The following is a 12,613-nucleotide window of genomic DNA, read 5'->3' as shown; positions in this document are numbered from 1 at the left end:
ACGCTTCTCCTTCAGGGGCGATGCAAGGGGGGACGACGTGGAGTGGTGCAATTCGGGCGGGTGCCGAGCACAACGCCCTGTTCTTTCAGACTGCGCAGCAGGGCGATGCCCTGCCCTTCGATGGCGGCCGGTTCCACACCGGCGATTTCCGCGAGCGCCTTGATGTGTTGGCGCCCGGTGAGCTGCCACTGTTGCAGCGACACCAGCAGGGCATGGGCCAGCGGGGCCAGGCGCGAGAAGTACACTTTCAGGTCGGTATCCCGGCGGGCCAGCAGCAGGGTCGGTTCGGCCGGCGCCTGCGACGGGATGTGCCCGGGACCGATGTGACTTACTGGCCAGGCATAGGCCAGCGGTGTAGCGAGCGCGGACAGCAGCGGCACACCCTCGAGCAGATCACCGTCCGGGTCATGGGCCGGCTCGCTGTTGTCGCTGAGCAGCAGCGAGGTCTCGATGTATTCGTAGTGCGCGAGTTCCGCAATCCAGCCAGGCTGCTCGGCGCGGCCCTCCAGGTAGTCGACGAACTCGCCGGCAACCTCGGTGAACAGCGGCGTCTGGCAGCGGAAGCCAGCGTAGAAGTCTTCCGTCAGCGCCTGCCACTGTTCGCACGGCAGGCTGGCGTGCAGCACAGGAAAGTTGCCGGCGAGCAACCCCTGCAGGTTGCCGAAGAACAGTTGCCGGTAGACCGCCAGGCGCCGCGCCTCGATGCCGGGCGGCGGTTCGTTGGCCTGCGGATCGCGGATGTAGCGGGTCATGCGCAACTGCTGTTCGCGCAAGGTCTCAGCCATGACTCACCTCCGATTGGCGCGCGGACACTTGCAGGTGGCGGATGGTATCCACTTCGCCGAGCAGCTCGACCAGCGGCGGCAGGTTGAAGTCGCGCTCCAGCAGGGTCGGGACGCTGCCCAGGTGCTGGTAGGCGCTGGCCAGCAGGCTCCAGACGTCGCCCTTCACCGCGGCGCCATGGGTGTCGACCTTCAAGTCCGGCGCTTCGTCGTAGTGGCCGGCGACGTGCAGGCAGACGACGCGCTCGGCCGGTACGCGGGCCAGGAAGCCGGCGGCGTCGTAGCCGTGGTTGTGAGCGTTGACGTAGAGGTTGTTGACGTCCAGCAGCAGATCGCAGTCGGCCTCGTCGAGCACGGCGCGGAGGAAGTCGATCTCGCTCAACGCCTGGTAGGGCGCGGCGTAGTAGGAAATGTTCTCCACGGCGATACGGCGGCCGAGGACATCCTGCACTTCACGGATGCGACTGGCGATGTGGCGCACGGCCTCGTCGGTGAAGGGCATGGGAATCAGGTCGTAGAGATGGCCTTCGTCGGAGCAGTAGCTCAGGTGTTCGCTGAACAGCGGCACCCTGTGCTGATCGAGAAATTCGCGGATACGGCCAAGGAACACATGGTCCAGCGGTTCGGGGCCGCCCAGGGACAGCGACAGGCCATGGCAGGACAGCGGGAAGCGCTCGGCCAGGCGGGCCAGCCCTTCGCCATAGGTACCGCCGACGCCGATCCAGTTATCCGGCGCCACTTCGAGGAAGTCCACGGCTGAATCGTCCATTGTCAGCAGGTCGGGCAGCATCGCGCGGCGCAGGCCTAGGCCGGCTCCCTGCAGGAATGCGGTAGTGGTCATGGCGATCTCCTTTGGCGAGGTGCCCTCCCCGGCCGATGGCGCGGGGAGGCATCGGCGTGGCTCAGTTCTTAGCCTGGCTCAGCTTGCTGTACAAGTCGGACGGGAAAGGCTTGCCGTTGGAATCGAACTGGTTCTTGCGGAACTGGTAGACCTCGGCCTCGGAGAGGTAGCCATCGTGGTTGGCGTCGATGGCGTCGAACTCCGCACCAGCCTTGGGTGCCACGGCCAGCAGTTCGGCGCGGGAGACACGGCCGTCGTGATCGGCGTCGGTACGGGCGAAGGAGGCATCGCCGCACTTGCCTTCACCGCACTTGCCCTCGGCGCCGGTGGCCTTGGCCTGGGCGCCGTCGGCACCGCATTTGCCTTCGCCGCACTTGCCCTCGCCCTGGTTCGCCTTGGCCTTGGTCTTGGCTTCGTTGGCGGCGCCGCACTTACCCTCGCCACACTTGCCCTCTCCGGCCTTGGCGGCGGAAGCCAGCTGGTAGCCCTGCGGCAGGGCTTCGACGGCGAAGGCGGAGGACGCGAGGTTCAAACCGCCAGCCAGTGCGACGGCGAGCAGGCCCAGTTGGGATTTCGAGCGCAGAGTACGAGTCATGGTTTTTCTCCAGATACTGTGGCGCGTTGTGCGCCGGGTCATGCCGCAAGGGCGAATCCCTGGAACGAAGCGCTGGAGGTTGCCCTGCCGAAGCGCCGTGTCGTTCGGGTAGGGCTATTTCGCCCTGGCGATGTATCGCGGGCGTATCGGCGACAGAAGGCTTTTGTATGCGTGTGTCCGCTCAGGGAGCGGCGGATACAAAGCAATACATTCGGGAGGGCCGGAGCGGGGGCGGTTCGCGAGCAAGAACTAGGCGTCCCCCTCGCTCCTACGCAGAGCAGCATGGCGTGGACCTGTAGGAGCGAGCCTGCTCGCGAACCAGAGACGTGCTCAGGTCAAAGAAGCGGAACACATAAAGAAAGGGCCGCAATGCGGCCCTTTCCTGCAGAACGGGAAGATCAGCCCGCGCGCTTCGCCGCGATGGCGGTGACTTCCACCTTCATGCCTTCGACGGCCAGCTCTGAGATACCGACGGCGGCGCGCACCGGGTAGGGCTTGGCGAAGAAGCTGCAGTACACCTCGTTGAACGCAGCGCGGTCGGCCATGCTGGTGAGGTAGATGGTCAGGTGCAGTACGTGGTCCAGGCCGCTGCCGGCCTTTTCCAGGGCCAGTTGCAGGCTGCGCAGGGTTGCGACGCTCTGGGCCTTGATGTCGCCCAGTTCCAGGCTGCCGTCCTCGAGGGTGGGGATCTGCGTGGAAACCAGCAGGCCGCCGAAGCCGGCGACGTCGGAGGAGATGGATTCGGGGTCCGCGTCGGGGATGAAGGTAGGCGTCATGGGACAAATCTCTGCTGTCGGTGAATGGGGCACGTCGCCGCATGGGGTGCGGCGGCCGGGTCGCGCAGCTTAGCCGCATCGCCCCGATTCGCGCCATGTCACCGTGCCCGCAGCCCACGGAAATAGCGACATTGCTGATATACAAGAAACTTCCGAATGCGTTATGGCAATTGGACAAAAGTCCGGATTATTACAATTTGAGACATAGACCTTTTCATAATCCGTGATTTAAACGGCGAACTCTTTCGGCATTATGACGTCGGCTCCCCCATGCTTGGAGCAATTCGTGGGGGAATACAAAGCCAGTTAACTGCAACAATGCCAACGCAACTTCCTGCGACTTTCCGCCGTGGTCAATCCACGTCCGGATTCATTGTGCCTGCCTATAAAAACGTCCGGTTCTCACGCAACTCATCGAGCCGGTCCTCCAAGACTCTAGGGGCAATATCCATGAAGCACCTCAAACGCAGCGCCATCGTGCTCGCTGTTTCCGCCGCCGCCAGCCAGTTCGCCAGCGCCGAACCCTTCGTCACCGATCAGGCCGATGCCAAGGGCTTCGTCGAGGACGCCAAGTTCGACGTCCTGCTGCGCAACTACTACTACGACCACGACGGCAAGAACGGCAAAGCCGACAACCGCGACTGGACCCAGGGCTTCCTGGCGAACTTCTCCTCGGGCTACACCCAGGGCACCGTCGGTTTCGGCGTGGACGCCTTCGGCTACCTGGGCATCAAGCTCGACGCCGGCCGTGGCCGCGCGGGCACCGGCAACCTGCCGGTCGGCAATGACGGCAAGCCGGATGACGACTACGGCAAGGCCGGTGGCGCGCTGAAGGTGCGCATCTCCAAGACCGAACTGAAATTCGGCGACATGCAGCCGACCGCTCCGGTGTTCGCCGCCGGCGGCACCCGCCTGATCCCGCAGACCGCGTCGGGCTTCAACCTGTTCAGCAGCGAAATCGAAGGCCTGGACCTGGAAGCCGGTCACTTCACCTCCGGCACCAGCCCGGTCACCACCGCCCGCGACGGCGGCCTGTGGGCGGCTTACGCCGGCCGCGAGACCAGCGACGTCGACTTCCTCGGTGGCAAGTACGCGATCAACGACAACCTCAGCGTTTCGCTGTACGGCTCCGAGTTCAAGGACATCTGGCGCCAGTACTACGGCAACCTGAACTGGGTGCTGCCGGTCGCCGCTGACCAGTCGCTGGCGTTCGACTTCAACATCTACCGCACCAACGACGAAGGCCAGGCCAAGGCCGGTGAGATCAGCAACACCACCTGGTCGCTGGCAGCCGCCTACTCCTTCCTGCAGGCGCACACCGTGACCCTGGCCTATCAGAAGGTCCACGGCGACACGCCCTTCGACTATGTCGGCTTCGGCGACGACGGCGATGGCGCCACCGGTGACTCGGTGTTCCTCGCCAACTCCGTGCAGTACTCCGACTTCAACGGTCCGGGCGAGCGCTCCTGGCAGGTACGCTACGATCTGGCGATGGACACCTACGGCGTACCGGGCCTGAGCTTCATGGCCCGCTACATCAACGGGACCGGCATCGACGGCAGCCACGCCGACGTCGATGGCAGCTACGCCGGCATGTACGGCGAAGACGGCAGCCACCACGAGACCGACCTGGAAGCCAAGTACGTAGTCCAGGAAGGCCCGGCGAAGGACCTCTCCTTCCGAGTGCGTCAGGCCTTCCACCGCGCCAACGCCGACCAGGGTGAAGCCGACAACAACGAGCTGCGCCTGATCGTCGAATATCCGCTGTCGATCCTGTAATTCAGCACGGATATCTGGCGGAATTATTGACCGGGGCAACTTTCGGATTCGTCTTAAAGTTTGCCCCGTGTCCCGGTGAGATTATTACGCCCGTGCAGAAAGTCTCTTCCCGGAATAAAGGTTTATCCCGCCGCTGCAACTTTCTAGAATTACCCCATCTTCCCGCTTCCGCACTTTCCCTGCGGAAGACAACTCCTGACGTTGATATTGTGATTGCTCCTTCGACGTCCTTCGAGCCGCTCCTCTGGAGCGGCTTTTTTTATGCCCGGCATTGGTCGTCCCAACAATCGCCTGAAAAACGATCTGAACAAAAAATGATCGAACCGCCCAGCGAAGCGGTCCTACTCTGCGACGACGCGCTGTATTCCCGCGCGAACCACGGAGGCACCTCACCATGAGCGCAATGACCCTCGAAGGCTGGTGCAAGACCACTGCCGAACAAAAGCCCACTCCACTGGAAGACATCCGCTTCTACCTGACCAACGACGATCGCCTGCACCTGGAACAGGCTGAGGTCTACCTGCAGGAAAACGGCCAGCGGGAAATGATGGTCGATGCCGATCTCGACACCCTCGACCTGCACATGCCCGAAAGCATCGGCCCGTTGGCCGACTGCATGTTCCGCGTGTATCTGGGCGGTGCCGAACGGCGCGGCCAGTTCCACCTGGTCGGCCACGCCGCCCGCGACGGCAGCCTGATCTACACCAACGCCGTGCTGATCGACCAACTCATCAACTGACGCCCTTCTCGCCCGCCGGAAACCCGGCGGGCGAGGTGCGCTCGTCGCCCGTGTCGCAGCTGGAGATTGTGGCCGCTCAACTGCCGTGATTTCATAAAGCCAGCTGCGTCCGCCTGCCGCATGTCCGGCGCGGAGCACCTTCCAGAATCACGCCCATCCTCCGTTGAAGAAGCTGCTATCGGATGCGAACTTCCAGTAATCCTGGGGTAAAGGAGTACGGGCGATACGACGGCCTGTTGCGTCTCGCCCGCCACGCGGGTGGCGATTGCGCCGTCCTGCTCATCGACATGCGCGGCCAGTTGCTCGGCCAGCTCGGCATCGACGATGCCGGCGCCCTCTCGCTGGCCACCCTGCTATCGCTCAACGCCGCCACCAGCCCTCTGAGCCACCAGGGCCAGCTACTGAACCTGCTGGCCAGCCAGACGTTGCGCGACCAGGAAGGCTTCCCGCAGGCGCGCCTGCTCTTACTAGGCAACGGCGACAAGGCGCTCAGCCCGGAACAGCAGACGCTGCTGGCCGATGTACTGGAGCTGGGCGAGGCCCTGCTCGACCGCGCCCGCGCACCGCAGCGGGAGAACGCGCAGCGCATGGCCCTGGCGGTGGACGGCAGCGGAACCGGCATCTGGGACCGCCACGTGCCCTCCGGCGAGATCCACTATTCCAGCGCCTGGAAGTCCCTGCTGGGCTACACCGAGGAGGAGATCGGTAGCTGTATCGAGGACGCCTACACCCGTGTGCATCCTGACGATCTCGAGTACGTGCAGAACACCATGCGCGATCACTTCGAGGGACGCACCGAGGCGTATGAGGTGGAGCATCGCCTGCGCCACAAGGACGGCCACTACCTCTGGGTCTGCAGTCGCGGCAAGGTGGTCGAGCGAGACGCCGCCGGCAACGCCGTGCGCATGCTCGGCACCACCACCGACATTACCGCCCTGCGCGGCATGGCAGAGCAACTGCGCGAAAGCGTGGAACTGCTCACCGACCTGACCAATGAAATCCCCGGCATGGTCTTCCAGTTCCGCCGCCTGCCCGACGGCACCGGCACCTTCCCCTACGTCAGCGCCGGGGTGATGGATATCTACGGCATTCCGGCCGAGCAAATGGCGCACAACTCCGTGTTCCTGCGCGACCTCATCCACCCCGAGGACCTGCCGGCCTGCCTCGCCTCGCTGGAAGCATCAGCCACCCTGCTGCAACCCTGGCGCCACGAATACCGCGTGCAGATCGCCGGGCGCGGCACGCTCTGGCGCCAGGGCAACGCGCATCCCAAGCGGATGGAGGACGGCACCCTGATCTGGCATGGTTTCATCACCGACATCACCGAACGCAAGCGCATCGAAGCCGAGTTGCAGGTCCTGGCTACCACCGACTTCCTCACGCAGTTGCCCAATCGTGGCCACTTCATGCGCCTGATCGAGGCAGAGCTTGGCCGCGTGCAGCGCTCGACGACACACCGCGCGGCGATCCTGATGTGCGACATCGACCACTTCAAGGCGATCAACGACCGCTGGGGCCACGCCGTCGGCGACGAGGCGCTGCGCCATTTCGCCTGCATCCTCGGGCGTGACATCCGCCGCGTGGATTTCGCCGGGCGCATGGGCGGCGAAGAATTCGCCGTGGTGCTGGGGGATGCCGACGTCGCCGCCGCGCAGGTCTTCGCCCAACGCCTGCAGCAGCAATTGCTGGAGCAACCGCTGATGCAGGGAGGCCAGCGCATCCCGCTGAGCATCAGCATCGGTATCGCTTCGCTGGAAGCCAGCGACGCCTCCGCCGAGGCCGGGCTGTCCCGCAGCGACAGCGCGCTCTACCGGGCCAAGCAGAACGGTCGCAACCGTATCGAGTGCCACTGAGGGCAAACCCGCGCGGCAGAGCGTGCCGCCTGCGAGGGCGTTGCCGATCCTGAACGCCTCCCATGAAAAAGCGTGCAGAATTTTTCACCATTATGACTCTGCGTTTTAAATAATGGACTTTTCAGCACGCCTGGATATTTCAATAAATCGTTTAAAAACAATTAGATAGAGGAATTGTAAGACAGGATTTCGGCCAATATTTTTGACGCCCTTCACCGAATTCGTTTGACATATTTAACGGCTCTGGCAGGCTGGTAGGCAGGTTTCGACCGGGAAACTTCGCCTTCTGTGCGCTCCCGGCAGTGCTCGGGACCTCAGGTAGCGCGCCTTTCCGCTGCGCGCCTGCACAAAAACGATGGGCTGCAGCCCGTCCAAAGGTGACATATGTCCAACAGCAACATTGGCAACAAGAAACAGACTCTCCGTAAACCCGTCGTCCTGATGTCCATGGGCAGCCAAGAGCGCAAAGGCCACGACTATCAGGTAATGACCCACAAATACATCGTGCCCCTGGTCGAACAGTCCGATTGCGTGCCGGTACTGGTACCGACCTGCTGCGGCATCGAAGACCTTGAGCAATACCTGGACATGGCCGACGGCGTGTACCTGACCGGCGCCGGCAGCAACATCGATCCGACCCTGTATGGCCAGGAGAACGAAACTCCCGGCAAAGGCCAGGACAAGGACCGCGACAACTTCGACATCCCGCTGATCAAGGCCGCCATTGCGCGGGGCCTGCCGATCTTCGGCATCTGCCGCGGCATGCAGGAAATCAACGTGGCCCTGGGCGGCGATATCTACCAGAAGGTCTACGCCGAACCCGGCTTCAACGATCATCGCGAGAATCCCGAAGACCCGGTCGACGTGCAGTACAGCCCGGCCCACGGCGTTCGCCCGAAAGCGGGCAGCTGGCTGCAGCAGCTGCTGGGTGACGAGATCCGCGTCAACTCGCTGCATGGCCAGGGTCTGAAGAACCTGGGCAAGGGTATCGAAGCCATCGCCCATGCGGAAGACGGCCTGGTCGAGGCCATCCACGCCCCGACGCTTTCCCCCTTCCTCTTCGCAGTGCAATGGCACCCGGAATGGCAGGCGGCGAAAAACCCGGACTCGGTGAAGATCTTCCAGGCGTTCGGCGATGCTTGCCGTGCGCAGGTGAAGAAGAAACAGGCTCGCGCACTCGCTGCCTGATTCACTTCCCGCGTCATGAAAAGCCCGGCATCCGCCGGGCTTTTTCGTTTCAGCTTTGTGTAGGAGCGAGCTTGCTCGCGAACGAAGCTAGCGACCGCGCTGGTGCTGGGCGGTTCGCGAGCAAGCTCGCTCCTACGAAAAGCGCCCGTCATTCGCGCTGCGAATGGCGCACCCTGCACGCCCTTGAGGGCGCCTCGGGATAACCTTGGCGGTCAGCGAATTCGCTCTGATGAACAAGGTGCAGCCATGAGCAACGACCTCTTCTCTCTCGCCGGCAAGACCGTGCTGGTCACCGGCGCCTCCAGCGGCATCGGCGCACACCTGGCACGTGTGGCCGCCCGTGCGGGTGCCCGCGTGGTGCTGGCGGCTCGGCGTACCGACCGCCTGGCGCAACTGGCCGAAGCTATCCGCGCTGATGGCAGCGAAGCCCATGCCGTGGCGCTGGATGTGACCGACCGCGCCAGCGTGGAAGCCGCTTTCGACAGCGCCGAGGCGCAGTTCGGCGTGGTCGAGGTAGTGCTCAACAACGCCGGCATCGGCAACGGCCAGCGGGCGCTTGAAGTCAGCGAGGAAGACTGGCGCAGCATGCTCTCCACCAACCTGGACGGCGTCTGGCGGGTCGCCCAGTGCGCGGCGCAGCGTCTGGCCAAGTCCGGGCGCGGCGGCAGCATCGTCAACATCGCTTCGATCCTCGGCCTGCGCGTGGGCGGCGGCTATAGCCACTACTGCGCGGCCAAGGCTGGCGTGGTGCAATTGAGCAAATCCCTGGCGCTCGAACTGGCGCGCTTCAACGTGCGGGTCAACGCCATCGCACCGGGCTACTTCAAGACCGAGATGAACGACGCCTACTTTGACAGCGACAAGGGCCAGGCCTACATCCGCGACACGGTACCGATGCGCCGCCTGGGCCAGCTCCAGGAGCTGGAAGGACCCTTCCTGCTGCTGGCCAGCGACGCCGGCGCCTTCATGACCGGCGCGGTGCTAGCCGTGGACGGCGGGCACCTGGTGAGCAGCCTGTAGAACGTACCCGCGGGCCTCTCCAGCGACGCTGTCTGACTGCCAAGCCGTCTGACCGCTGGAGAGTGCGCTGCAACTCAGCGGTCGAGCTCGCGAATCCGCTGCTCCAGAAAGCGCCGCTCCGGCTCCAGCTTGGCCAGTTCCAGTGCGCGTTCGTAGGCGCCACGCGCCTGCTCACGGCGCTCCAGCCGGCGGCAAAAATCGGCGCGCGCAGCATGGGCCAGGTGGTAATCCTGCAGGTCGCCACGGGCGAGGATGGCATCGACCTGCTCCAACCCCGCTTCCGGGCCATCGCGCATGGACAGGGCCACCGCGCGGTTGAGTTCGATCACCGGCGAGGGCTGCATCGCCAGCAGGAGGTCGTAGAGACCGACGATCTCCGCCCAGTCGGTGCTGGCCATGTCCGCAGCAGCGGCGTGCACAGCGGAGATCGCCGCCTGCAGGGTGTAGGGGCCGACACGCCGGGTAGCCAGCGCAGCGCCGATCAGTTGCTGGCCCTCGGCAATCAACGCACGATCCCAGAGCGCGCGGTCCTGGTTTTCCAGCAAGACCAGTTCGCCGTCCTCGCCGGTGCGCGCCTCGCGCCGCGACTCGTGCAGCAGCATCAGCGCCAGCAATCCCATCACCTCGGCTTCGGGCAGCAGTTCGAGCAATTGCCGGCCCAGGCGGATGGCTTCGGCGGACAGGTCGGTGCGGGTCAGCGAATCGCCGGCCGAGGCCGAATAGCCTTCGTTGAACACCAGGTAGATGACCCGCAGCACACTGGCCAGACGCTCTGGCAGCTCGGCGGCTTCCGGCACCTGGTAGGGAATCTGCGCGTCGCGGATCTTCGCCTTGGCGCGGACGATGCGCTGGGCGATGGTCGAGGGCGTGGCGAGGTAGGCGCGGGCGATCTCCTCGGTCTTCAGGTCGCAGACTTCGCGCAGGGTCAGCGGCACCTGCGAATCCGGCAGCAGCGCCGGGTGGCAGCAGGTGAAGATCAGCCGCAGGCGGTCGTCCTCGACGCTCTCGTCGGCCAGCTCTTCCACCGATTGCGCGTCGATCTCCAGTTGCTCGGCGATCTGTGTCAGCGAGGCATCGAAGCGCGAGCGCCGGCGCAGGCCGTCGATGGCCTTGAAGCGTCCGGCGGAGACCAGCCAGGCACGCGGGTTGGCCGGCACTCCATCGCGCCGCCACTGGTCCACGGCGGCAACGAAGGCCTCGTGCAGCGCCTCCTCGGCGAGGTCGAAATCACCCAGCAGGCGGATCAGCGTAGCCAGTACCCGGCGCGATTCACGGCGATAGACCTCGTCCACCACATCGCGCAGGGGCTGGGGGGCGTACTCGTGCATGGGCCGAAGGTCCTTGGCGTGGAGAGGTCTGCCTATCCTGCACGGATTCGCGTCGGGGTGGGAGGTGGCCGGACGGATGCGACGGGGGATCGTTGCGGGGTGTTTCGTTGGGCCGGGAAGGCCGAGCTGGCGCGAGGGCAGATCAGCGCCATCGCATCAGCCGGTAATTGTGGCCTTTCGTAGGAGCGAGCTTGCTCGCGAACCTCACGTGGCACCCATGGCGTCAGGCGGTTCGCAAGCAAGCTCGCTCCTACAAGTCGAGGCCCAGGCCAGGTTTCGTGCAGAGGTCGAGGTCAGGGCTTGGCGTCGAACAGCAGTTGCCCCGTCGCCGGATCGAAGGGAATCGAGAAGTGCTCGTGGGCAATTTTCCAGTGCCCTGCCTCTCGCCGCAGCCCGACCGACACCCGCGCCCAGGAGGCGTTGTGCTGCCCCTTGTCGTCGGTGCCGCCGCAGTAGGCGAGGTAGTGCCCGAAGGCCGTATCGCCGCTGCTCTCGAAGCTCAGCTCATGGATCTCGAAAGTGGGTTCCTTGCACATCTGCGTACAGTCGCGCCAATGACTGGCGTAGGCCCCCACGCCCTTGAACTGCAACTGCTTCACCGCATCGAAGGCGAGGATGTCCTGGGTGTAGTGGCGGGTGATGCCGTCCACGTCAGAGGCGCGCACGGACTTCAGCCAGCTCTCCAGCAGCGCGTGCAGTTCACTGTGGGTGGCGTTCTTTTCAGCGGCAGTCATGAGGATTTTCCTCCGCGTCACGGGTCAGGAGCCACAGCAGCTGTGCGCCGGTGCGGCATCGTCGTATTCATCGTGGAAGCGCGTCCAGTTCATGCCCTTGCCCTGGTAATCGGGCATGCCGCCCCAGCCTTCGCCTCGTCCCAGCGGGGTGAGGTCGAGCAGGTGGTAGGTGAACAGCGGCGCCTCCAGTCCACGGCCGTAGGTCGAGTAGCTGTGGAAGACCTGGTCGCCGTCGCGCAGGAACACGCTCATGCCCGGCTGCTCGCCGCGCACGTGGTAGCCCTGGCCGAGGCGCTCCAGCTCAGCCTTGTCACGATAGTTGTATTCCACCGGGGCGACGGATTCATCGACGCTGACATGGAAGTCGTAGTTGAAGTCGCTGCCGAACGACGAGTACCAGGGGAACTGCCAGCCCATACGCGCGCGGAATGGCGCGATTTCCTCCAGAGGCGCGCGGGACACCATGGCGAAGGTGGTGCCACGGGCGTGCAGATGCTCCAACCGGCCGAGGTTGTCGATCAGGTAGGAGCAGCCCTCGCAGCCCAGCCCCGTGTCGCGGTGGAACATGAAGTGGTAGACGATCAGCTGCGGCCGCCCTTCGAACAGGTCGAGCAGGCGTAGCGGGCCATGCGCGCCTTCGAAGCGATAGTCCTTGTCGATGCGCACCACCGGCAGCTCGCGACGCTGGGCGTTGAGCGCGTCGCGGGCTTTGGTGGCGGCCTTCTCCTGCTCCAGCAGGCGGATACGCGCTTGTCGCCAGGCGGCCTGGGATACCACGCGAGGCATATCCGGGAATGAGGAATGCTGGTTGGCCAGTTTCATGTCGCACGCTCCTGGGGATGTTCCCGTTGCTCGTTGAGCCGGGCGCGGCGCTTGCCGCGCAGGCGGGTGACGGCGAAGGCACTGACGCCGCCGGCGGAAAGGACGCTGGTCACCGCCAGCGTCAGGGTCGATACGCACAGTGGGCACATGGCTCAC

13 protein-coding genes are annotated in these 12,613 nt (G+C 64.6%); 5 read left to right on the top strand and 8 right to left on the bottom strand.

Annotated elements, in window-relative coordinates:
• Window positions 1-11 precede the first annotated feature (11 nt).
• The 4 genes from ACIPK7_RS12270 to ACIPK7_RS12255 all read right to left on the bottom strand — a co-directional run bounded on the left by ACIPK7_RS12270 (window position 12) and on the right by ACIPK7_RS12255 (window position 2,994).
• Window positions 12-785 carry a DUF2063 domain-containing protein gene (locus ACIPK7_RS12270; protein ID WP_401087943.1) on the bottom strand — a complete coding sequence of 258 codons (774 nt, stop codon included), beginning with the start codon at window positions 783-785 and terminating at the stop codon, window positions 12-14.
• Window positions 778-1,623 carry a DUF692 domain-containing protein gene (locus ACIPK7_RS12265; RefSeq protein WP_401087941.1) on the bottom strand — a complete coding sequence of 282 codons (846 nt, stop codon included), beginning with the start codon at window positions 1,621-1,623 and terminating at the stop codon, window positions 778-780. The genes ACIPK7_RS12270 and ACIPK7_RS12265 overlap by 8 nt, the downstream gene beginning before the upstream one ends.
• Window positions 1,624-1,684: 61 nt before the next feature.
• Complete coding sequence (locus ACIPK7_RS12260) at window positions 1,685-2,218, bottom strand: hypothetical protein (protein WP_192436132.1); 534 nt, start codon at window positions 2,216-2,218, stop codon at window positions 1,685-1,687.
• A gap of 398 nt (window positions 2,219-2,616) precedes the next feature.
• Entirely contained in the window at window positions 2,617-2,994 is a 378-nt protein-coding gene (locus tag ACIPK7_RS12255; protein WP_081517570.1) for a RidA family protein, read from the bottom strand.
• Between the two features lie 450 nt (window positions 2,995-3,444).
• Here ACIPK7_RS12255 and ACIPK7_RS12250 point away from each other — a divergent pair, with 450 nt between their 5' ends.
• The 5 genes from ACIPK7_RS12250 (at window position 3,445) to ACIPK7_RS12230 (ending at window position 9,573) form a co-directional block, all read left to right on the top strand.
• The gene (locus ACIPK7_RS12250; RefSeq protein WP_401087938.1) at window positions 3,445-4,773 is read left to right on the top strand and encodes an OprD family porin; all 1,329 of its coding nucleotides are present in this window, start codon (window positions 3,445-3,447) and stop codon (window positions 4,771-4,773) included.
• Between the two features lie 394 nt (window positions 4,774-5,167).
• Window positions 5,168-5,512: a hypothetical protein gene (locus tag ACIPK7_RS12245; protein WP_192436130.1), complete on the top strand. Its 345-nt coding sequence runs from the start codon at window positions 5,168-5,170 to the stop codon at window positions 5,510-5,512.
• A 182-nt stretch (window positions 5,513-5,694) separates the two neighbouring features.
• On the top strand, window positions 5,695-7,365 hold the full coding sequence (locus ACIPK7_RS12240; protein WP_401087936.1) for a diguanylate cyclase: 1,671 nt from the start codon (window positions 5,695-5,697) through the stop codon (window positions 7,363-7,365).
• 384 nt (window positions 7,366-7,749) lie between these two features.
• Complete coding sequence (locus ACIPK7_RS12235; RefSeq protein ID WP_192436128.1) at window positions 7,750-8,553, top strand: gamma-glutamyl-gamma-aminobutyrate hydrolase family protein; 804 nt, start codon at window positions 7,750-7,752, stop codon at window positions 8,551-8,553.
• Between the two features lie 246 nt (window positions 8,554-8,799).
• Window positions 8,800-9,573, top strand: a complete 774-nt coding sequence (locus tag ACIPK7_RS12230) for an SDR family NAD(P)-dependent oxidoreductase (protein WP_401087934.1) — start codon at window positions 8,800-8,802, stop codon at window positions 9,571-9,573.
• Between the two features lie 74 nt (window positions 9,574-9,647).
• Here the strand turns inward: ACIPK7_RS12230 and ACIPK7_RS12225 are convergent, their stop codons facing one another.
• From ACIPK7_RS12225 to ACIPK7_RS12210, 4 genes are all read right to left on the bottom strand, one after another.
• The gene (locus ACIPK7_RS12225; protein ID WP_192436126.1) at window positions 9,648-10,901 is read right to left on the bottom strand and encodes an RNA polymerase sigma factor; all 1,254 of its coding nucleotides are present in this window, start codon (window positions 10,899-10,901) and stop codon (window positions 9,648-9,650) included.
• A 293-nt stretch (window positions 10,902-11,194) separates the two neighbouring features.
• On the bottom strand, window positions 11,195-11,635 hold the full coding sequence (locus tag ACIPK7_RS12220) for a nuclear transport factor 2 family protein (RefSeq protein ID WP_192436125.1): 441 nt from the start codon (window positions 11,633-11,635) through the stop codon (window positions 11,195-11,197).
• Between the two features lie 24 nt (window positions 11,636-11,659).
• Window positions 11,660-12,457, bottom strand: a complete 798-nt coding sequence (locus ACIPK7_RS12215; RefSeq protein WP_401087931.1) for a DUF899 domain-containing protein — start codon at window positions 12,455-12,457, stop codon at window positions 11,660-11,662.
• Window positions 12,454-12,606, bottom strand: coding sequence for a hypothetical protein (locus tag ACIPK7_RS12210; protein ID WP_192436123.1), 153 nt, complete (start codon window positions 12,604-12,606; stop codon window positions 12,454-12,456). Before ACIPK7_RS12210 ends, ACIPK7_RS12215 begins: the two co-directional genes overlap by 4 nt.
• Window positions 12,607-12,613: the final 7 nt, after the last annotated feature.

It is taken from the genome of Pseudomonas sp. NPDC086581 (assembly GCF_044746165.1).
Classification (GTDB): Bacteria; Pseudomonadota; Gammaproteobacteria; order Pseudomonadales; family Pseudomonadaceae; genus Pseudomonas.
The sequence above is the reverse complement of the archived record's forward strand: the minus strand, read 5'-3'. Positions and strand labels throughout refer to the sequence as shown.